Source organism: Nocardioides sp. NPDC006273 (genome assembly GCF_040613495.1).
Classification (GTDB): domain Bacteria; phylum Actinomycetota; class Actinomycetes; order Propionibacteriales; family Nocardioidaceae; genus Nocardioides.
Map to the genome: position 1 here is coordinate 1 of NZ_JBEXSD010000022.1, position 20,512 is coordinate 20,512.

The following is a 20,512-nucleotide window of genomic DNA, read 5'->3' on the forward strand; positions in this document are numbered from 1 at the left end:
CCTGCCGGACCATCCCAACGGCATGGTGTTCACCGCCTACGACGCCTCAGGCCAGGTACGCCGCGAGCGGACCTACTACTCCGTCGGCTCCTGGCAGCACACGACGTCATTTCTGGATGCTGCAGAGCCACTCGATCGGCTCGAAGCCCATGGCCTCGTTGACCGAGATCATGTGCTCGTTGACCTCGGCGTTGTAGGTCGTCAGGGTCGGCACTTCGGGACGCTCGGACTGGAGCAGCCTGAGGTTGGCGACCTTCACCGCCAGCCCGAGCCGGTGGCCCCGGTGAGCCTTCTCGACCAGGGTGCCCCACTGATAGCTCTTGCCGTCCATGCTCGAGTAGCCGATCACCGTATAGGCCACCACCCGGCCCGCGGCGTCCAGCGCCACCGAGTGGTAGAGGGTCCGCTTCTGAGCCTCGACCAGCTCCTCCATCTCGCGCACCTTCGCCACTTCCGGTTCGGGCGCCTCGATGTCCAGGTCGCCGGTCGGCGCCTCGGTCTCCAGGCTGGCGTCGAGCACCGCCCAGCTCTCGACGATGTCGTCGGGCACCCGGCCGACCCAGGACCGCAGCGTGTAGGAACCGTGCCGTTCGGCGGCCTGCGCCGCCAGCCGGTCGAGGACGTCGCCCGGCACCGGGAGCCGCAGCAGGCGGCGTACCTCGACCAGCGCGGCCGCATAGCCCCGGGCGAGCCCGAACTCCCGCCCCGGCGAGCCCTCACCGCCCGACCCGAGCGACCAGGGCCACCAGACCTCACCCGTCAGCGACGTACGCCCCTGGGCCCGCGCAGCCGCCTCGACATGGCCAAGCAGGCTGGTGCCATGGCCCCGCCGGCGGTGGGCCGGCAGCACCGCCACCACGAGGGTCGCCCGGTGGAGGTTGTCCAGCAGCGGCATGGCCATCCAGGCGGCGGCGACCGCCTCCCCACCGACACGGCCGACGTACGCCCTCCGGTCGGTCTTCGCGGTTTCCTGCTGCAGCTCGACGCGCAGCTCCTCACGTGCCCACAGGTCCGCGTCGGGGCCGCGCACGTCCAGCCACGACTGCGTCATCACGTCGTACCACGTGTCGAAGACGTCCCCGTCGAACGGATCCACCCGCTCGATCACCAGCTCGCTCATCGTGACCTCTCCACTCTCGTCTCGTCCCAGACCGGCTCCGGGGACTCGTAGACGTCTCCGTCCGCGCCGTAGACCAGGAACCGGTCGAACCCACGGGCGAACCAGCGGTCGTGGGTGACGGCGACGACCGTGCCGTCGAACGACTCCAGCCCGGCCTCGAGAGCCTCGGCCGACTGGACGTCCAGGTTGTCTGTCGGCTCGTCGAGCAGCAGCAGGGTGGCGCCGCTCAGCTCGAGCAGGAGGATCTGGAAACGCGCCTGCTGCCCGCCCGAGAGCGATTCGAAGGCCTGCTCCGAGGCGTGGGCGAGCTCGTAGCGGTCGAGCACCCGCGAGGCCGCCTCGCGCCCCATCCCCGCGCGCCCGCGCCCGTCGGGCGTGACCTCACCGCGATGGAGGATGTCGAGCAATGTACGCCCCACCAGCTCCGGATGGGCGTGGGTCTGCACGAACCAGCCCGGCCGCACACGGGCGCCGAGCTTGGCCTTCCCACGGTGGCGGACCGGCTCGATGGGGGTGTCCTCGACCGGGCGGTGCTCCACGTCCGGGTCGGTGCCGCCGCGGGCGAGCAGCCGCAGGAAGTGGGACTTGCCCGAGCCGTTGGAGCCCAGCACAGCAACCCTCTCGCCGTACCAGACCTCCAGGTCGAACGGCTTCATCAGTCCGCTGAGCTCGAGCGCCTCGCAGACCACCGCCCGCTTGCCGGTGCGGCCGCCGCGCAGCCGCATCTGCACCGCCTGCTCTCGTGGCTGCTCGACGGGCGGGCCGGCCTCCTCGAACTTCCGGAGCCGGGTCTGGGCCGCTCGGTATTGGCTGGACATCCCGTCGTTGTACTCCGACTTGACCTTCAGCCGCAGGACCAGCGCCTTGATCTTGGCGTGCTCCTCGTCCCAGCGACGGCGCTGCTCCTCGAACCGCAGGAACCGGTCCTTGCGGGCCTCGTGGTAGGAGGCGAACCCACCAGGGTGCGTCCACGTGCTGTTGCCGGCGCCGGACGCGCCGAGCTCGACCGTGACCACCCTGGTCGCGGTGTTGTCCAGCAGCTCACGGTCGTGACTGATGTAGAGGATCGTCTTCGGAGACTCCCGGATGCGCTGCTCCAGCCAGATCTTGCCGGGCACGTCGAGGAAGTTGTCCGGCTCGTCGAGGAGCAACACCTCGTCGGGGCCGCGAAGCAGATACTCGAGCACCAGCCGCTTCTGCTCGCCGCCGGACAGGGTGTCCAGGGAGCGGTAGCGCGCGCGGTCATAGGGGACGCCGAGCCCGGCCATGGTGCACACGTCCCAGACGACCTCGAGGTCGTAGCCGCCGGCGTCGGCATACTCGGCCAGCGCGGTCGCGTACCGCATCTGCAGCCGTTCCTCCTCCGAGGACATCAGCTCCAGCTCGCACGCCTCCACGGCCGCCGCCGCCTCGCGCACCCGGAGAGGCGCCACGGAGAGCAGCAGCTCACCGACGGTCGAGGAGTCCTTGCCCACCATCTGCCGCATCACGCCGAGACCGCCTGAGCGCACCACAGACCCGGCCGTCGGGGTCAGCTCCCCGGTGACGATCCGCAGCAGCGTGGTCTTTCCGGCGCCGTTGGCACCTACCAACGCCACCTTCGCGCCCTCCCCCACCCGGAAGGAGACGTCGTCCAGCAGCACTCGCCCATCAGGCAGCTGGAACCGCACTCCAGCAACATCCACATGTCCCACAACCGTCCAGTCTGGCATCCGTGTCGAATGGTTATTCCGGCCCGGTTGGGTCGAACGGTCCCATCAGTAGAACGTGATGCTCGACACATTTCAGCGAATACCGATATGACTTACGCCATGCCTCCGCTCGACAGCCAGATCGCCGACCTGCTCACGCTCTTCGCAAAGGGCGAGCCCCTGGAGTCGTACGACCCGCCGACGGCACGAGCGCTCTTTCACGCACTGAGCGAGGGCGTTCCACTTCCACCCGTCGCCTCGGTCGAGAGCTCGGTGATCCCAGGTCCGGCCGGCGACCTGGACGTACGCATCTATCGACCGACCACCGAGGGACCGCTGCCGACGATCGTGATGTTCCACGGCGGCGGCTGGGTCGTCGGCGACCTCGACACCCACGAGGACCAGGCCCGCAACCTCGCCTCCATCTGCGACGCCGTGGTCGTCTCCGTCGACTACCGCCTCGCTCCTGAGCATCCCTTCCCCGCGGCCTACGACGATGCGCTGGCGGCCGCCCGCTGGGTCAGCGACAACGTGACGACGCTCGGGGGTGACGGCCGGGTGGCCGTCGCCGGCGACAGCGCCGGCGGCAACCTGTCGGCCGTGGTCGCCCAGGTCTTCCAAGCCGAGGGGCGCGAGCTCGCCGGCCAGCTGCTGATCTACCCGGCGACCGACATGACCAGCGGCTACCCCTCCTACGCGGAGAACGGCCACGGCTACTTCCTCGAGCTGCCGACGATGAAGTGGTTCTCCGACAACTATGTCGGCCGCGTCGGCCGCGCCGACCGCGCCGACCCGCGGATCAGCCCGATCAAGGGCAACCTGGAGGGTCTGGCACCGGCGGTCGTGGTGACCGCTGAGTTCGACCCGCTGCGCGATGAGGGCATCGCGTACGCCAAAGCCCTGGAGAGCTCAGGGGTGCCCACCACCTACATGCACTGCGACGGTCTCATCCACGGCTTCTTCGCGATGGGCCAGCATTCGCAGACGGCACAGCTCGCGATCGAGGAGACCTGCGCGCTGTTCCGGGCCGTGCTCCACGGGTGATTTCGATGGGTGATCAGGGATCGTCGGGGGTCTCGACAAGCTCGACCACCGGGAACCAGGGGTATTCCTGATGACCGTGCCCTGACGATGGGCCAGACTGGGCCGCATGCAGATTGCTGCCCAGGTACGTTCCTCTCTACGGGCTATGACGCGACCACTGACCGAGCGGGTCCGCAAGCTTGCCCTGCAGGTCGCGATGCGGGGCAAGGAGTCGCCGATCCCCGACATCACCACGCTGCGCAAGATCCCCGAGCATCTGACCTTCCCGTTGCTCCGTGACGGCGTCGACCCGGTGCCGATGCTCGCCGAGAGCCGCGAGCAGGCGCCGGTCACCAAGCTCGGCTCGGTGCTCGGGCTCGACATCGTGCTGGTCACCGGCCATGCCGAGTCCAAGCACGTCCTGGCCGACAAGACCGCCTACTCCAACGACATGCGCCACCTGCTCGGCACCCGCAAACGCACCGACGCCGAGAGCATCGGTGGCCTCGGCATGACCGACCCGCCCGACCACACCAAGCTTCGCGGGCTGTTGACGCCGGAGTTCACCATGCGGCGCCTGGGTCGACTCACCGAGATGATCGACCGGATCGTCACCGACGCCCTCGACGACATGGAGGCCCACGGTCCCGAGGTCGACCTGGTCCAGCACTTCGGCTTCGAGATCCCGTTCCGGGTGATCTGCGAGCTGCTGGGCATGCCCGAGGACGTACGCGAGGAGTTCCACAAGCTCGGCATGGCCCGGTTCGACCTGTCGGAAGGCAGCGCCGGGTCCTTCGGTGCCGCCACCGAGACCAGGACGTTCCTCATCGAGCAGGTCCGCCAGCAGCGCGCGAACCCCGGCGAGGGCATGATCGGCGAGATCATCCGCAACAAGGGCTCGGAGTACGACGACGTCGAGCTCGGCGGGCTCGCCGACGGCGTCTTCCTCGGGGGTTACGAGACCTCCGCCTCGATGCTGTCCATGGGCGCCTACGTCTTGATGCGGAACCCCGAGGCGTACGAGATCCTGCGCTCGGGCGAGCGGGCCGGGGTCGACAAGGTCGTCGAGGAGCTGCTCCGCTACCTGTGCCCGGTGCAGCTCGCCTTCCCGAGGTTCGCCCGCGAGGACCACGACCTCTTCGGCCTGCCGGTCAAGAAGGGCGCCGTGGTCCTGGTCAGCCTGACCGGCGCCAACCGCGACCCTGCGGTGGTTCCGAAGCCGGAGCAGTTCGACCTCCGCAACGCCGACACGATGCACTTCGCCTTCGGCCACGGCATGCACCGCTGCGTCGGCGCCGAGCTGGCCCGCATGGAGCTGCGCGCCGCCCTCACCGGCCTCGCCCGCCGCTTCCCCGACCTGGCCATGGCCACCGACGACCCCGGCGACCTCGGCTGGCGCGACCTCTCGGTCGTCTACAGCCTCGACCGCCTCCCGGTCCGGCTCGCCAAGGACCCGGTCCCCGCTTGATCAGTCGGTGCTGAGTGCGTACACCACGCACAACAGCACGAAGGTGTATGCGCCGATGTAGACGTTTCGAGCGGCAGGGTGGTGCACCATCGGCGTCGTCGCGACGGCAGCCCCAAGGCCCGGGGCGAAGAGGGCGATGGACCAGCCGAGCGGCGGGCTGACGGCGTAGGTGATGAACCCGAGGACTATTCCTCCCAGCGTCACCAGACCACTCACACCGGGCAACCCGGACACCCATGACAGCACGAGACCGCTCGCCGCCCCGACCATCACGAACGCGACGATGGCCCACCCCAGAGCGTCAAGTCCGTCCCCGCGCTGGTTGTTGAGCGCCCATAGCAACAACGACCATCCTGCGGCCGCTGCCGTGATGGCCGCGCTGATCCACGCAGCGTACGAACGCAGAATTTCGCCGTACCAGGTGGGTTCCGATTCGCTCACGCCCCGAGCATCCCGGGTCGGCGGATCCGTGCCTATCCGTACGGGTACTCAAACCCGCCGAGTCGGCGCGTCATGACGGGCCGACTCGACGGGAATCTTAGTCAGGGCGGGCCGGGTCGGCGGGGTCAGGCGCGTGCGGTCTCAAGGACGCGGAAGCCCTTGGCGCTGCCAATACGGGTGGTGGGGAAACCCTGCTCGGTGATCCAGCGCTGCAGCGAGTCCCCGCCGAGGTTCTTGCCGACGACCATGACCGCCCGGCCGCCCGGGGCGAGCCGCGGAAGCCAGGTCAGGAGGAGCTCGTGGAGGGCCTGCTTGCCGATCCGGATCGGTGGGTTGCTCCAGATCTCGTCGTACGTCACCTCGGCGTCGACCTGGCCAGGTGTCCGCGCGACATAGCGGTCTCCAAGCCCGAGCTTGGCTGCGTTCTCGTTCGCCAGCAGGACCGCTCGCTCGTTGACGTCGACCCCAGTGATGTACGCCTCCGGCACCGCGAGCCCCAGGGCGAGCCCGATCATGCCGTAGCCGCAGCCGAGGTCCAGGACTCGCGCACCCGGCTTCAGCGAGGGCGGCTCGGTCTCCTTGAACAGCACCGAGGTGCCGATGTCCAGGCGTCCCTTGGCGAACACGCCCGACCCCGAGACCAGCGAGAGATCCATGTCCCACACAGTCGCCGAGACGGGGATCCGTTCGAAGGGCACCGACGGGTCGGCGGAGAAGTAATGCTCATCATCGATCCCGGTCAAGCTCGCTCGCCTCTCTGCGATTCATGGTGCGTTCGTGCTGGGCCGCCAGCATCTCGTCGGGCGGATAGGCGACCTCTTCGAGGGTCAGCCCGTTGGCCGGCGCGATCGGGATCGAGGAGGACCGGGTGCGTGCGGCCAGCGACTCCTTCGCCCAGGTCACGTCCTTGCGCCCCTCCCCGATCACCATCAGGCACCCGACCAGCGACCGCACCATCGAGTGACAGAAGGCGTCGGCGAGGACGGTCGCCTCGATGATCCCGTCGGGGCGTCGGTCCCAGGTGAGCTGGCGCAGATCGCGGATCGTGGTCGCCCCCTCCCGCGGCTTGCAGAAGCTGGCGAAGTCGTTGAGCCCGATGAGGTCGGCGGAGGCGACGTTCATCAGCGACAGGTCGAGCGGCCGCGTCCGGTAGAGCACGTGCCCACGCTGCAGCGGGTCGACATACGCCGGATCGTCCACGATCCGGTAGACGTAGCGTCGCGACAGGGCCGAGAACCTGGCGTTGAACCCCATCGGCGCCTCGATCGCCCGGTGAACCCGCAGGTCAGCGGGGAGGATCCCGTTCAGGCGGCGCACCAGCGCGTCGAGCGGCGACTGCTCCGACCGTCCCCGGGAGGACTCGAGCACCTCAGCGTCGATGTCGAAGTGCGCGACCTGGCCGCGGGCGTGCACCCCCGAGTCCGTACGCCCCGCCACCGTCACCCACACCTGGGACCGCTCCCCGATCGCCGGCATCCGCAGGGCCGTCGCCAGCGCGTCCTGCAGCTCGCCCTGCACCGTACGCAGCCCCGGCTGGGTCGCCCAGCCGTGGAACATGGTGCCGTCGTAGGCGAGGTCGATCCTGATACGCACGGCTACCATCCTCCCAGACCGATGACGCTCAGCCCGAGCGGCCACGGCTACGAGCTCTTGACAAGGACCCTCATGAGGACTCCGTCTGATACGCGAGGAGAGATTCAGCGACTCCCAGCGGCGACTGTGGCGGTCGTGGGCGCGGCGGTTGCGACGTTCATAGCAACGATGGCACTGATCTACTACTTGGACTTGTACTGGTTCAAACTCCCGCTCCCGCTGCTTCGGCTTCGCGCGACGCCCGAGTGGGACCTCGTCATGTCATTGATCCGTTTCGTGCCCTTCGCGGTCCTTGCGGTCGGAGTTGGGATCATCGCCCCAACAACCCGGCGTCGAATCCTCGCAGTCGTCCTGGTCCTGGTCGCGGCGGCCGCCACCCAGATCGCCCTACCCTCCGTTGCAGCACCAGCGCCGTTGGTCATGATCATCGCCGCTTGGGGCGTCGTCCGGAGAAGCGGCAGCGCATGGTTGGCCGCCCTCCCCATGGCCTACCTCATCATCTGGACGTTTTCCTTCGCGTGGAACTCGATGCTGGAACGCATCGAGCTCACGAGATCCGATGCCTATCCATGGTTCCTCGCCTACTCGACAATTGCTGTCGCGATCGTGGCGGCCAGCGGCATCGGAGCGTGGCTTCTGGAGCTCGTTCAACGCCGCAGCGCCAAGAATCCCGAGCCGGAATCCAGATGACAGTGGCCCGTCACCCTCGCGGGTGACGGGCCACTGTTCAGAACCAGATCAGGCCTTGGCCTCGTCCGTGGTCTCCTCGGCGGGAGCCTCCTCGGCGGCAGCCTCCGTGGTCTCCTCGGCAGCGGTCTCCTCGACCGGCGCCTCCTCAACCTTCTCCTCAACGGGGGCAGCAACCGGAGCCGCGGCAGCCGGAGCGGCCTTGGTCTTCGGCTCGTAGGCCTCGTTGACGAGCTCGATCACAGCCATCGGAGCGTTGTCGCCCTTGCGGGGACCGATCTTGGTGATCCGGGTGTAGCCACCGGGGCGCTCCGCGAACTGCTCGGCGATCTCGGTGAAGAGGGTGTGCACGACGGACTTGTCGCGGATGGTCTTGAGGACCTCGCGGCGGTTGTGCAGGTCACCCTTCTTGGCCTTGGTGATCAGCTTCTCCGCGACGGGGCGGAGAAGCCGGGCCTTGGCCTCGGTGGTGGTGATGCGGCCGTTCTCGAACAGCGCGGTGGCGAGGTTCGAGACGATCAGCTTCTGGTGCGCGGGCGAACCGCCGAGGCGGGCACCCTTCGTCGGGGTAGGCATCGAGCCTGCTCCTTCTCTCCGGCCGTACTAGGTACCGGGGTAGACGCCCAAATGGGCGGTTTCTTCATGGGTTACGCCGGGCCGCGGCGAAGTCGCCTGGCCCGGCGCTACAAACTCAGTACTGCTCGTCCTCGACGAACGCGTCGTCGTCATCGTCGCCGTAGGCGGCGAGGGCGGCGGACGGGTCGAAGCCCGGGGCGCTGTCCTTGAGCGACAGGCCCATCTCGTGCAGCTTCAGCTTGACCTCGTCGATGGACTTGGCGCCGAAGTTGCGGATGTCGAGCAGGTCCTGCTCCGAGCGGGAGATGAGCTCACCCACGGTGTGGATGCCCTCGCGCTTGAGGCAGTTGTAGGAGCGGACGGTCAGCTGCAGGTCCTCGACCGGGAGGGCGAGGTCGGCGGCGAGCTGCTCGTCGACCGGCGACGGGCCGATGTCGATGCCCTCGGCGTCGACGTTCAGCTCACGGGCCAGACCGAAGAGCTCGACCAGGGTCTTACCTGCCGAGGCGATCGCGTCACGGGGAGCGATCGACGGCTTGGTCTCGACGTCGATGACGAGCTTGTCGAAGTCCGTGCGCTGCTCGACACGGGTGGCCTCGACCTTGTAGCTGACCTTGAGGACCGGCGAGTAGATCGAGTCGACCGGGATCCGGCCGATCTCGTTCTCGGCGCCCTTGTTCTGGACCGCGGAGACGTAGCCGCGGCCACGCTCGACGACGAGCTCGAGCTCGATCTTGCCCTTGTCGGACAGCGTCGCGATCTTCAGGTCGGGGTTGTGCACCTCGACACCGGCCGGCGGCGCGATGTCGGCAGCGGTGACGTCACCGGCACCGGACTTGCGCAGGTACATGGTGACGGGCTCGTCGTGCTCGGAGGAGACGACCAGGCCCTTGAGGTTGAGGATGATCTCGGTGACATCCTCCTTGACGCCCTCGATGGTCGAGAACTCGTGGAGAACGCCGTCGATCTTGATCGAGGTGACCGAAGCACCGGGGATCGACGAGAGCAGGGTGCGCCGAAGAGAGTTGCCCAGCGTGTAACCGAAGCCCGGCTCGAGGGGCTCGATCACGAAACGGGAGCGGAACTCCTCGACGGACTCTTCCGACAGGGTGGGGCGCTGTGCGATAAGCACTGATTTGTCCTTTCCGGGCCGACCGCTATTTGACGGACCCGAACTTCAAGGGGTGATGACGGAAGGCTGTGGGGGCGGCAAGGCCCCGGCGTACTTCTTCTGTGAAGTTTGAACGCCGGGGACTCGCCGTGGTTACTGCGTCGGGCTGATCAGAGCTTCGAGTAGTACTCGACGATCAGCTGCTCCTGGACCGGGACGTCGATCTGAGCCCGGACGGGGAGCTGGTGAACCAGGATGCGCATCCGGTTCGGGACAGCCTCGAGCCAAGCCGGGACGACGCGCTCGCCGTGGGTCTCGCGAGCCACGATGAACGGGGTCATCTCCAGCGACTTCTCGCGAACGTCGATGACGTCGTGAGCCGAGACCTGGTACGAAGGCACGTTGACCTTCTTGCCGTTGACCAGGAAGTGGCCGTGAACGACCAGCTGGCGGGCCTGGCGGCGGGTGCGGGCGAACCCGGCGCGGTAGACGACGTTGTCCAGGCGGCCCTCGAGGAGCACCAGGAGGTTGTCGCCGGTCTTGCCACCGCGACGGTGGGCCTCGGCGTAGTAGGAAGCGAACTGCTTCTCCATCACGCCGTAGGTGAAGCGAGCCTTCTGCTTCTCACGAAGCTGGAGGAGGTACTCGCTCTCCTTGATGCGGCCGCGGCCGTGCTGGCCGGGAGGGTAGGGGCGCTTCTCGAACGCCGCGTCGTTGCCGACAAGGTCGACACCGAGACGGCGCGACTTGCGGGTCATGGGTCCGGTGTAACGGGCCATTACTCTTCAGTCTCCTTCTATGTCTCGGTGGGGATCAAACGCGACGGCGCTTGGGCGGACGGCAACCGTTGTGCGGGGCCGGCGTGACGTCCTGGATGGTGCCGACCTCGAGGCCGATCGCACCCAGGGAACGGATCGCGGTCTCGCGGCCCGAGCCCGGGCCCTTCACGAAGACGTCGATCTTCTTCATGCCGTGGTCCATCGCCCGGCGACCAGCGGCCTCGGCGGCCATCTGAGCGGCGAACGGGGTGGACTTACGCGAGCCCTTGAAGCCGACGGTGCCGGCCGAGGCCCACGAGATCACCGCACCGGTCGGGTCGGTGATCGTGACGATCGTGTTGTTGAACGTGCTCTTGATGTGGGCCTCGCCCTGAGCGACGTTCTTCTTCTCCTTGCGACGAACCTTCGTCGCACCCTGTCGGGTCTTCGGAGGCATGCATTAACTCCTGTGTTGGCTGGTCTGTGAGATCGAGGCGAAGGCCGGATCAACGCTGCCCGGAAGAATCCGGTACAGGCGTCGAATCACTTGGCCTTCTTCTTGCCGGCGACGGTGCGCTTCGGGCCCTTGCGGGTGCGCGCGTTGGTCTTGGTGCGCTGACCGCGGACCGGAAGGCCCTGACGGTGGCGGCGTCCCTGGTAGCTGCCGATCTCGATCTTGCGACGGATGTCAGCCTGGACCTCACGACGGAGGTCACCCTCGGTCTGGATGCCCTGGGCTTCGATCTCGTCGCGGAGCTTGACCAGCTCGTCCTCAGCCAGAGCGTGCACCCGGGTGTTCGGGTTGACGCCGGAGGCCTCGAGGAGCTTCTGCGAGGTGGTACGGCCGATGCCGTAGATGTAGGTGAGAGCGATCTCCACGCGCTTGTCGCGCGGAAGGTCAACACCTTGGAGGCGTGCCATTGTGATCCTTACGTTGCGTCAGAGGTGTCGGTCGGGCCGCGTCCCGGGGTGGCACCCTCGGGCTCCGGCCTCTGCTCCGGAGGTGAGTTCGGACCCAGAAAGTTCTGGCCTGCGTCCTAGCGACTCGATGAAGTATTCAGTTGTGCTGCGAGCTGGGGCTCAGCCCTGACGCTGCTTGTGGCGCGGGTTCTCGCAGATCACCATGACGCGGCCGTGGCGACGGATCACCTTGCACTTGTCACAGATCTTCTTAACGCTCGGGTTGACCTTCATGTCAGCCCTTTCTTGATCGTCGGCTGGCTACTTGTAGCGGTAGACGATCCGACCACGCGTCAGGTCGTAGGGGGACAGCTCCACCACCACGCGGTCCTCAGGAAGGATCCGGATGTAGTGCTGCCGCATCTTGCCGCTGATGTGGGCGAGAACCTTGTGTCCGTTGCTCAGCTCCACGCGGAACATAGCGTTGGGGAGGGCCTCCACTACGGTGCCCTCGATCTCGATCACGCCTTCTTTCTTCGGCATGCCCTCTGCAATCTGTTGGTCGGTCATCTACCGTTCAAACCACGGATCGGATGACCCGCGGGCGGTCCGGGAACCTCCCCGATACTCGGAGTGGACCTCGTGAAGCCATCTGCATGTCTCACCCGCGAGCGCGCAGAAGCGCGCTGACCGGGCAGCCGCGAGGCACGACGGGACAGACCCACGTTGGACCGACTACGAAGCCTAGTCCCCTAGAACAGCAATGCCCTAATCGTCAAGCCGCCGCCTCCGTAGAGCATTGCAGAGAATACGGAAGCGGCGGCTTGAACCTCTGTGATCGCTCGCTGACGCTCGCTCAGGCCCGGGCGGCTGCGTCGGCCTCAGCGGCCTCCGCGACGTACGCCAGCGCCGCCTCCGGGTCACCGAGGAAAGGCCCGAGGTCCTCGGGGTGCGGGAACAGCCGGGTGAACCGGTCCGCCACCGCCTGGTGCTGGGTGGCCGCGCCGAGCACCTGCTGCACGTGCTCGGGCAGCGGGTTGAGCAGCGCGTCGGTCAGGCCGGTCGAGTGCTGGGCACGGGTCTCCCAGAAGGTCTCGAAGGTCGCCTGCATCCATTCCGGGTCGAACGGCTGGTCGCCCCGCTCGACGATCGCCTTGGTGTAGATCCCGGCGCAGTGCGCGGCGTTGTTGGACCCCTGACCCGCGACCGGGTCGTTGACCACGACGACGTCGCCCATGCCGAAGACGTAGGTGCCGTCGACGACCTCGGCGTACGGCTTGCGGATCATGCCGGTGAAGGAGCCCGAGAGCGAGGCGCGGGCGTCGGTCGGCACGCACTCACGCATCAGCTCGCCCTCCCACGGCATGTGCTCGAGCATCAGGTGCTGGAGACGGCGCAGGTGCTCGTCGGGACGCGGTCGGTCCCAGAAGCAGTCGAAGGGGCCGTCCGGGATCGCCTCGACGAACGCGACCCGGCTCGGTCCGGCGCTGGTCAGGGCGGGGATCACGAACAGCTCCCCCACGCCGGGCGCGACGTTGATGCGCATGCTCCCGGCCGGGAAGTCGTCCGGCTCGACCCAGTTCTGGAGGTAGATCGCCGAGAGCGTACGGCCGGGGCTGGTGTACTTGGAGCGGACGGGGTCCCGGTCGAAGAGGTCGACGATCTCGCCCTTGCCCGCGGCGATGAGGGTCAGGTCGTACATCGGCGCCAGGCCGGCCAGGTCGGAGGTCATCACGGGGTGGTAGATGATCCGGCCGCCGCGGTCCTCGAACAGCTCCAGCCAGGTGGACATCTTCAGCCGCTGGTCGACGGACATCGCGTACGGCTGCCACGGCCCGTCGAACTTCAGCGCCCGAACCCCTGGCTCCGGGCTGACCGAGATGCCGACCGCGGGGATGCGCGGTGCCTCGTCCTCCCAGAGGTTCAGGTCGTAGGCACGCTCGTAGGCCAGGGCGGGCTCGAACATGACCTGCGTCGACATCGGCCAGCCGTCGCGCAGCTCGGCGGGCGTACGCGCGGACATGACCGTCACCTCATAGCCCTCGATCTGGAGGCTGAGAGCGAGCTGCATGCCCGCCTGTCCGGCGCCGACGATCAAGATCTTGCGCAAGGAAACTCCTTCGGAGTGGGGACGCCTCCGGGGTCAGGCGCGGGTGGGGGTGGTTTTCATCGTGTGTGCCAGGCAGGCGACCAGCGTCTTGGCCGTGGACCTGCGGTCGCGGGCATCCACGGTCACCAGCGGCGTCTTCTCGTCGAGGCAGAGCGCGTCGCGCACCTTCTCCAGGGAATGGGTGAGCTTTCCGTCGAACAGGTTCACCGCCACGACGAACGGTACGTCGGAGTCGTTCTCGAAGTAGTTGATCGCAGGGAACGACGCATCGAGCTGGCGGGTGTCGACGAGCACGACGGCACCACTGGCGCCGCGGCACAGGTCGTCCCACATCGGCCAGAACCGGGGCTGCCCCGGCGTACCGAACAGGTAGAGCAGCAGGTCGGGGGCGAGGGTGACCCGACCGAAGTCCATCGCGACCGTCGTGGTCGTCTTGGCGCTCGAGTCCGAGAGCGGGTCCACAGACTCGCCGGCCTGCGTCATCCAGGCCTCGGTGTTCACCGGCGGGATCTCGGAGACGGAGGCGACCAGGGTCGACTTCCCGACGCCGAAACCTCCTGCGACCACGAGCTTGGCAGAGGTGACGGACAGCGACTGGCGGTCAGCCGAGCTCGGAAAGGCCATCGATAACTCTCTTCAACAGACGGTGGTCGAACGGGGAGTCGTAGGCCCCCTCATTGATCTGCAGGTGCTCGGTCGAGGCAAGGTCCTCGAGCAGCACGCGAGTCACCCCGAGTGAGATCCCGCAATGCGCGGACAGCTCCGCGACCGACTGTGGCCCGAGACGTACACGGTCGTAGAGCCGGCGCGACTCAGGCGTCAGCTTGGACGCCGCTCGCGCATCGAAGTGCGACGCCGAGATCAGCGTGTGCACGTACAGCTGGTGGTTGGTCTGGGTCCGGCCGCCGGTGAGCACATAGGGCCGCACCCACGGATTGGAACTCATGGTGCCCCCTCCCCGCGCTGAGCGTCGTTCACGCCCGCTCCCCCGCCATCGAGCTGACCGTCATCTGGCGCAGCTCGTCGCGCATCTGGGGAGTGAGTACGTGGCCGACGGCGTCGACCAGCTGCGCCATCTTGTGGGCGACGACGCCCAGGTTCGCACCGGCGCCGACGAGGACGGCGAAGCCGGCGAGGTCGCCGATGCCCATGAAGAGGAAGTGGCCGCTGTGGAACTTCAGCATCACCTGGTCGCAGCCGGGCTCGCCCACCTCACGCGCGATGTTGTTGCCGAGACTGATGACCCCGGCGGTCATCGCGGCAAGAGGGTCGGCGACATTGGCGGACATGCCGCCGGCACCGATCAGCGGAAGACCGTCGGAGGAGACGATGAGCGCATGGGTCACACCGGGAGTGGAGCTGGCGAAGTTGTCGATCAGCCAGCTGAATTCCTTGGGGTCGCGGGGGACGACCGGGCTTTCCATTACGAAAGGGTTCCTTTCACTGCTGAGACTTAGCTACCAAGGGAGAACGCGTCGAGGTCGTCTGCGAAGGAGTGACGGGCCGCCGACTGGTCCTCCGGTGAGGAGTCGTCGGTCGTCGGTCCGGCGGCTGCTTCAGGCACGGTCTGCTTGTTACGCAGGCTGACCGGCTCCCGGCGCGGGAGCGCACCGGACTCTACTGGTCCGCTCTGCTCAGCGGGCACGGAGGCCTCGTTCGTCTCATCCGCCCCACCGGTCTCACCGGGGAGCGGGATCGGCGACTTCAGGGTGTCGGTGGACGGATCCGGCGAGGGCTGCTGGCTGGGCGCCGGCGCGAACTGGGTCTCCGGCCGTCGGACGGGCTCCTGCGCGGGGTGCTGTCCGGTTGCCTCCGTGTGGGTCTCGGTGAACGGATCGGTGAGAGGGTCGGTCCGATGCGTGGGCCGCCGCACGGAATCCATGGGCTCGACGGGCTCCAGCGGGGGCCGCCGTGTCTCCAGGCGCGCAGGCTGCGCTGCCGACGGGGGCCGAGGCTGTGACACCGGCTGTGACGCCTGCTGGGGGCCACGCCGCCGCGGCGCGGGAGGCAGGACCGCGACGCTGCTCGCGCTGGAGCCTCTTGGCAGCTCGGCCGGCTCGATCGGCGCGACCGGCACCTCGCACAGCAGCTGGGCCGGGACGGTCACCATCGCGATCATCCCGTTGCCGGGTGCGGGCCGGGTGACGAGGCGTACGTCGATGTCGTACTTGCGGGCGATCCGGTGCACCACCGGGAAGCCGGTGTGGCTGCCCGACTTGCTGACCAGCTCCACGACCGGACCTGCCAGCAGCGCGTTGAGGCGTCCCACCGACCGCTCCGGGATGCCGATGCCGGTGTCCTCGATCCGGAAGAGAACGTCACCGGCGTCGGCCAGGTGGACGTTGACCGTCACCGCTCCCGGGGAGTACTTGGTCGCGTTGTCCAGCAGCGCGGCGATCAGGCAGGCGACGTCGTCGGCGGCATAGCCGATGACGGCCAGCTCGCTCACCCGGCCGATCGTCACCTGGTTGTAGCGCTCGATGCTCGACAGCGCCATCCGGATGATGTCCAGCAGCGAGGTGTCGACGCCGCCCATCTCGTCCTGGGCCCGACCGGCGAGCGTACGCAGGTCGCGGCTCGCGCGCCGCATGCGAGTCACCGCGTGGTCGACCTCGTAGAGCTTCCGCAACCGCTCGGGATCGTCCTCGTCGGCCTCCAGCCCATCGAGCGAGATGCGCATCTGCTCGGCCAAGCTGATCAGGTGGAGCCCGAACTGCTCCATGATCTCGGGCCAGGCCTCGTCATCGTCCTCCGGAGGCAACGCAGGTGTCGAGGAGATCGGCAGGGAAGCAGGTGTCGGCGGCGCGACCGGGTTCGTTGGCACCGGTGGAAAGGGCGCGGCATGGCCGTTCGTCGGAGGGAATGAGCGAGCAGGACCCGGATCTGACTGCTCAGCGAGCGTCGCAGTCTGGGGCGCCCGGCGCTTCATCAAGCGCAGGCTCCAGCGTGTCATGAGGCGGCACTTTCAAATGTGGAGAAGGAAAGGAGCGGTGATCAGATTGGCACAACCCGTGCGCGAGCGCAGAGTTACGCGCCCAGAAGCAGACAGTGTCCTAGGTCCCTCTTCCCGAGTGGCTCAGGCGCGCCGTCAGCTCCCGACGAGGTGAGCCAGATCCTACGCCGCCGCCCGACTCAGCTCGCCAGCAGGCGCAGGGTCTCCTCGCGGGCCGGCGCGGTGCGCGGATCCGTTCCCTCGTACGCAGATCCGACAGGGTTCACCATGACCTCGTCCACGCCGTACTCGTCGGCCATGCCGGCCAGGCGCGCCTTCGCATACTCGGCGGAGCCGATGATCCAGCGGCTGCGCATGGTGTCGACGAGCCCCTGGTGGGCCTCGGGGATCTCGGTCTTCTCGGCCTCGTCGATGCTGGGCTGCGCGGTCAGCGGCTGACCCGTACGCAGCTTCAGCATGGTCAGCAGCTGCGGCAGGGCCCGGCGGTCGGCCTCCTCCGCGGTCTCGGCCACGCTCGCGTTCACCGTGAGGAACGTCTTCGGCTCACGGAGGAGCTCCGACGGCTGGAACGTCGACCGGTAGAGGTCGATCATCGCCTTGGTGTCGGTGCCGTTGCCCGCGAAGTGGTGCGCGAAGACGTACGGCAGCCCCTTCTCGGCGGCCAGGCGCGCCGAGTAGTCCGAGGAGCCGAGCAGCCAGAGCTCGGCGACCGACGCTGCCGACGGGGTCGCGTGCAGGACGTGCTGGCGACCGCCGGCCATCAGCCCGACGCCCTCCGGCGCCATCATCGCGACGATGTCGTCGAGGTACTCCGGGAACCGGTTCACCGCATCGTCGGTGACTCCCCCGGCGCCGTGGCGCAACGCCCACGAGGTGACCGGATCGGTGCCCGGCGCGCGGCCGATGCCGAGGTCGATCCGCCCGGGGAACGCCGCCTCCAGCAGCGCGAACTGCTCGGCCACGACCAACGGTGCGTGGTTGGGCAGCATCACGCCGCCGGAGCCGACTCGGATGCGCTCGGTCGCGCCGGCCACCAGCGAGATCAGCACCGGCGGGTTGGTCGAGCCGACCGCCGGCATGTTGTGGTGCTCGGCGAGCCAATAGCGCTCATATCCCAGCTCGTCGGCGATCTTGGCCAACGACAGGGTCGCGGCCAGGGCATCTGCGGAGGACTGGTCCTTGCGGACCGGGACCAGGTCGAGAACGCTCAGCTTCACGTGAGGGCTCAACCCCCGCCGAGGCGTCGTTTATTCCGGGGGCAGCAGGGCGCGGAGTCCGTCGGCGACGGCTGAGCGCCACCAGGCGTAGTCGTGGCCGCCGTTGTGCTCCGCTGAGGTGACGTCGATCCCGGCCGCCCGGAGACGGTCGACGAGGTCGTGGTGGAGCTCGTCGAGGACCCACTCCTGGGTGCCGTGCGCCAGGTGCACGCGCGTCTTGGCCTCCGGCGTGACTGCGTCAGCGAGGTCGTCGAGCCACAGCGAGGCCGACTGGCTCGCGACACCGTGGATGTGCCCGGGATAGGTCAGTCCGGCCCGCAGCGCCGTCACGCCGCCGAGGCTCTGGCCCACGACGTACGTCTCCTCGGAGACCGCGCGACGCTCGCGCACCCACGGCAGGAGCTGGTTGACGATGTAGTCGGCACCCTCGCCACCGGCCAGCTCCTCCCAGCGCTTGTCCCGGCCACCGGAGGCGGGCAGGACGCAGCGTACGTGGCGGAGGTGGCCGTCGGCGATCAGGTTGTCGAGCGTGGTCGGCAGCGAGTGGTGGTCGGTCCAGATCTCGCCGTCGAGCGCGATCACGAGCGGCAGGTCGACGTTGAGCCCGGCGCCCGCCGGGTCGTAGAGCCAGACGTCGCGTCCGTCGGGGCCCGCCTCCAGGGTGACGGTGCCGGGGACGACGTCGTCGCGGCGGTGCAGCCAGGGCTGCAGCGGAGCGTCGGGCAGCGAGACGACCGACTGCTTGATGCCCTGCCGGTTGTGGCACCAGTCAGGGTTGAGCGGGTCGAGGTAGCCGCGGTGCAGCACGGCACGGAGCTCGACCTGCCCCTCGCTCTCCCACGGGGCCAGCTCACCGGGGTGCTTGCACAGGAACGCGTACGAGGCGCGCCAGTCGGCCTTCATCAGGAACGAGGCGTGCCACAGGTCGGTGCCTGCCTTGCGCTCGAGCATCGTCTCGTCGAGGTGGCGCTCGTCGGAGAGCCGGTTGGCGAAGAGGAACACCTCCTCGGCCTCGTCGTCGCGCCAGCAGAAGGTGACGACGACCTCGTCGTCCGCGCCCCCTGGCCCGGTCTCCTCGATGAGCGGGAGCGAGGTGGCGATCTGGTCCCAGAACATCTCGATGTCCTCAGGACTGAGTCGATCGATGATCGCGCTTCGCGTCCGTGCTGATGGATTGGGTCGCGCCGCCATGGGTCGTCGCAACTGCGTACTCATCCGGTTATTCCTCCCGAGTACGGGGCTCTCCCTGTCCCCGCGGGCTGACCAAGTTACTCACAGACGGGCCGGCACGCGAGGTACCGAGGTCCCTTTCTCTGTCAATCGACAGGTGATGTCGCATATCCGCTAGTCAAAGGCATGGACAACCGGGTTTCGTTCAGTTTCCTATCAGGTTTCGGTCCGCATGTCGGCACAGATCGCCACCGCGCCGAGAAATCCGTCGCCCTCCCATTGGGTGATCCGGAGCTCGCCGAGCCGGTCCATCGGGCCCTCTTCCGCCAGAACGTCGAGACGCTGCACCGCCGCCATGCTGCCGTGGCCGGCCTTCACCAAGGCCTCCTTGCGCACCCACAACCGCGTGAACGCGTACGCAGCGTCCGGTTGCCCCGACACCCAGGCCGCCTCGCGCGGCGAGAGCGCCCGGTCGGGCCCGCGCACGACTCTCTCCACGTCGATGCCGCACCGACGGGTGGCGGCGACCGCGGCGACCTGCCCGCGAGCGTGGCTGAGGCTCACCTGGACCGCGGATCGCGCCGGACCGGCCACCGACGGCGCTCCGTGCTCGGCGCTGCCGCACCGAGCGCAGCGCTGCTCGATCACGATCTCCTCGCGCGCGAGGCCCAGCAGCTCCGCTGCGCACTCGCGGACGAGGACGTGCCCTGCCGCGTACGCCTCTCGGTCGGCCTCGGCCACCAGTCGCTGGTGACGGGCCCGCTCCGCGGCGGTCAGCAGCCCGAGATCGGCGGCGACCTCGTCCACCGGCGCGAAGCGCACGATCTCAGTCATCCCGCGGCTCGACCCTGCCCGGCTCAGTGACCGCCCCAGGGGACACCGAGCTTGCCGAGCATCTCCTCGCCGCCGTCGAGCGCGGTGAGCACCCAGGCGCCGTCGGACGTCAGCGCGAAGGTGTGCTCGTAGTGGGCGGCCCAGGAGCCGTCGTCGGTGACGACGGTCCAGTCGTCCTCGAGGGTGGTGACCTCGGGGCCGCCGAGGGTGAGCATCGGCTCGATGGCCAACGCGATGCCGCGCTGCAGCTTGGCGCCCTTGCCGGGCTTGCCGTAGTTGAACACCGACGGCTCCATGTGCATCTCGGTGCCGATGCCGTGGCCGCTGAACTCCTCGAGGATGCCGTAGTCACCCTGGGAGTCGACATAGGTCTCGATGGCGTGCGAGATGTCGGTGACCCTACCGCCGAGGCGGGCCGCGGCGATGCCGTGCCACATGGCCTCCTCGGTGACCCGCATCAGCTCCGAGACCTCGTCGGAGACCGACCCCATGGCCACCGTGATCGCGGCGTCGCCATGCCAGCCGTCGACGATGGCGCCGCAGTCGATGGAGATGATGTCGCCGTCCTTCAGCTCCCGGGACCCCGGGATGCCGTGGACCACGACCTCGTCGACCGAGGCGCAGATCGAGCCCGGGAAGCCGTGGTAGCCCTTGAACGACGGGACGCCACCCCGAGACCGGATCGAGTCCTCGGCGATGGCGTCGAGCTCGGATGTGGTGACTCCGGGCCGCGCGGCGGCCCGGAGCACCTCGAGCGTCTCGCCGACCACGAGGCCGGCGGTACGCATCTTCTCGATCTGCTCAGGGGTCTTGATCTGGACCTTGTTCATGAAGCCCATGGCTCCCCCACGTACGAGATG

24 protein-coding genes are annotated in these 20,512 nt (G+C 68.2%); 3 read left to right on the forward strand and 21 right to left on the reverse strand.

Translation table 11 applies throughout. The features are described from left to right. Positions 1-106: 106 nt before the first annotated feature. Positions 107-1,120 carry a GNAT family N-acetyltransferase gene (locus ABZZ22_RS11745; protein ID WP_354931052.1) on the reverse strand — a complete coding sequence of 338 codons (1,014 nt, stop codon included), beginning with the start codon at positions 1,118-1,120 and terminating at the stop codon, positions 107-109. Beyond that, positions 1,117-2,814 carry an ATP-binding cassette domain-containing protein gene (locus ABZZ22_RS11750; protein WP_354931055.1) on the reverse strand — a complete coding sequence of 566 codons (1,698 nt, stop codon included), beginning with the start codon at positions 2,812-2,814 and terminating at the stop codon, positions 1,117-1,119. The genes ABZZ22_RS11745 and ABZZ22_RS11750 overlap by 4 nt, the downstream gene beginning before the upstream one ends. 117 nt (positions 2,815-2,931) lie before the next feature. Between ABZZ22_RS11750 and ABZZ22_RS11755 the strand changes: the two genes are divergently transcribed. Then, complete coding sequence (locus tag ABZZ22_RS11755; RefSeq protein ID WP_354931058.1) at positions 2,932-3,855, forward strand: alpha/beta hydrolase; 924 nt, start codon at positions 2,932-2,934, stop codon at positions 3,853-3,855. A 145-nt stretch (positions 3,856-4,000) separates the two neighbouring features. Beyond that, positions 4,001-5,302, forward strand: coding sequence for a cytochrome P450 (locus tag ABZZ22_RS11760; RefSeq protein WP_354931061.1), 1,302 nt, complete (start codon positions 4,001-4,003; stop codon positions 5,300-5,302). On the opposite strand, the gene ABZZ22_RS11765 is transcribed toward ABZZ22_RS11760, so the two are convergent. From ABZZ22_RS11765 to truA, 3 genes are all read right to left on the reverse strand, one after another. Beyond that, a complete protein-coding gene (locus ABZZ22_RS11765) occupies positions 5,303-5,743 on the reverse strand; it encodes a hypothetical protein (RefSeq protein ID WP_354931063.1) in 441 nt (146 codons plus the stop codon). Positions 5,744-5,868: 125 nt separating this feature from the next. After that, positions 5,869-6,486, reverse strand: coding sequence for a methyltransferase (locus ABZZ22_RS11770; RefSeq protein ID WP_354931066.1), 618 nt, complete (start codon positions 6,484-6,486; stop codon positions 5,869-5,871). Next, complete coding sequence (gene truA, locus ABZZ22_RS11775) at positions 6,470-7,336, reverse strand: tRNA pseudouridine(38-40) synthase TruA (RefSeq protein WP_354931069.1); 867 nt, start codon at positions 7,334-7,336, stop codon at positions 6,470-6,472. Before truA ends, ABZZ22_RS11770 begins: the two co-directional genes overlap by 17 nt. 21 nt (positions 7,337-7,357) lie before the next feature. On the opposite strand from truA, the gene ABZZ22_RS11780 reads away from it, so the two are divergent. After that, entirely contained in the window at positions 7,358-8,026 is a 669-nt protein-coding gene (locus ABZZ22_RS11780; protein ID WP_354931072.1) for a hypothetical protein, read from the forward strand. Positions 8,027-8,074: 48 nt separating this feature from the next. Here the strand turns inward: ABZZ22_RS11780 and rplQ are convergent, their stop codons facing one another. The 16 genes from rplQ to map form a co-directional block, all read right to left on the reverse strand. Further along, positions 8,075-8,599 carry a 50S ribosomal protein L17 gene (rplQ, locus tag ABZZ22_RS11785; RefSeq protein WP_354931075.1) on the reverse strand — a complete coding sequence of 175 codons (525 nt, stop codon included), beginning with the start codon at positions 8,597-8,599 and terminating at the stop codon, positions 8,075-8,077. A gap of 115 nt (positions 8,600-8,714) precedes the next feature. Further along, positions 8,715-9,731, reverse strand: a complete 1,017-nt coding sequence (locus tag ABZZ22_RS11790) for a DNA-directed RNA polymerase subunit alpha (protein WP_008361061.1) — start codon at positions 9,729-9,731, stop codon at positions 8,715-8,717. A gap of 149 nt (positions 9,732-9,880) precedes the next feature. Beyond that, positions 9,881-10,489: a 30S ribosomal protein S4 gene (gene rpsD / locus ABZZ22_RS11795; RefSeq protein ID WP_183544329.1), complete on the reverse strand. Its 609-nt coding sequence runs from the start codon at positions 10,487-10,489 to the stop codon at positions 9,881-9,883. A gap of 34 nt (positions 10,490-10,523) precedes the next feature. Then, positions 10,524-10,925 (reverse strand): 30S ribosomal protein S11, encoded by a 402-nt coding sequence (rpsK, locus tag ABZZ22_RS11800; RefSeq protein WP_091052417.1) that lies wholly within the window; start codon positions 10,923-10,925, stop codon positions 10,524-10,526. Between the two features lie 86 nt (positions 10,926-11,011). Beyond that, positions 11,012-11,389 (reverse strand): 30S ribosomal protein S13, encoded by a 378-nt coding sequence (gene rpsM / locus ABZZ22_RS11805; protein WP_354931080.1) that lies wholly within the window; start codon positions 11,387-11,389, stop codon positions 11,012-11,014. Positions 11,390-11,548: 159 nt separating this feature from the next. Then, the gene (gene rpmJ, locus ABZZ22_RS11810; RefSeq protein WP_008361054.1) at positions 11,549-11,662 is read right to left on the reverse strand and encodes a 50S ribosomal protein L36; all 114 of its coding nucleotides are present in this window, start codon (positions 11,660-11,662) and stop codon (positions 11,549-11,551) included. Positions 11,663-11,689: 27 nt separating this feature from the next. Then, entirely contained in the window at positions 11,690-11,911 is a 222-nt protein-coding gene (gene infA, locus ABZZ22_RS11815; protein ID WP_011757309.1) for a translation initiation factor IF-1, read from the reverse strand. Positions 11,912-12,224: 313 nt separating this feature from the next. Next, on the reverse strand, positions 12,225-13,478 hold the full coding sequence (locus ABZZ22_RS11820) for a styrene monooxygenase/indole monooxygenase family protein (protein ID WP_354931090.1): 1,254 nt from the start codon (positions 13,476-13,478) through the stop codon (positions 12,225-12,227). A 33-nt stretch (positions 13,479-13,511) separates the two neighbouring features. Continuing rightward, entirely contained in the window at positions 13,512-14,102 is a 591-nt protein-coding gene (locus tag ABZZ22_RS11825) for an ATP/GTP-binding protein (RefSeq protein ID WP_354931093.1), read from the reverse strand. After that, entirely contained in the window at positions 14,080-14,424 is a 345-nt protein-coding gene (locus tag ABZZ22_RS11830) for a DUF742 domain-containing protein (RefSeq protein ID WP_179659677.1), read from the reverse strand. Before ABZZ22_RS11830 ends, ABZZ22_RS11825 begins: the two co-directional genes overlap by 23 nt. Before the next feature lie 28 nt (positions 14,425-14,452). Beyond that, positions 14,453-14,902: a roadblock/LC7 domain-containing protein gene (locus ABZZ22_RS11835; RefSeq protein WP_179659678.1), complete on the reverse strand. Its 450-nt coding sequence runs from the start codon at positions 14,900-14,902 to the stop codon at positions 14,453-14,455. Positions 14,903-14,931: 29 nt separating this feature from the next. Then, positions 14,932-16,302 carry an ATP-binding protein gene (locus tag ABZZ22_RS11840; RefSeq protein WP_354931098.1) on the reverse strand — a complete coding sequence of 457 codons (1,371 nt, stop codon included), beginning with the start codon at positions 16,300-16,302 and terminating at the stop codon, positions 14,932-14,934. Between the two features lie 308 nt (positions 16,303-16,610). Then, positions 16,611-17,648, reverse strand: coding sequence for an LLM class flavin-dependent oxidoreductase (locus ABZZ22_RS11845; RefSeq protein ID WP_354931101.1), 1,038 nt, complete (start codon positions 17,646-17,648; stop codon positions 16,611-16,613). Between the two features lie 30 nt (positions 17,649-17,678). Further along, positions 17,679-18,863: an enterochelin esterase domain-containing protein gene (locus ABZZ22_RS11850; protein WP_354931104.1), complete on the reverse strand. Its 1,185-nt coding sequence runs from the start codon at positions 18,861-18,863 to the stop codon at positions 17,679-17,681. A gap of 171 nt (positions 18,864-19,034) precedes the next feature. Continuing rightward, positions 19,035-19,652: a 4'-phosphopantetheinyl transferase superfamily protein gene (locus ABZZ22_RS11855; RefSeq protein WP_354931107.1), complete on the reverse strand. Its 618-nt coding sequence runs from the start codon at positions 19,650-19,652 to the stop codon at positions 19,035-19,037. A 23-nt stretch (positions 19,653-19,675) separates the two neighbouring features. Next, on the reverse strand, positions 19,676-20,491 hold the full coding sequence (map, locus tag ABZZ22_RS11860) for a type I methionyl aminopeptidase (protein ID WP_354931110.1): 816 nt from the start codon (positions 20,489-20,491) through the stop codon (positions 19,676-19,678). Between the last annotated feature and the right edge of the window lie 21 nt (positions 20,492-20,512).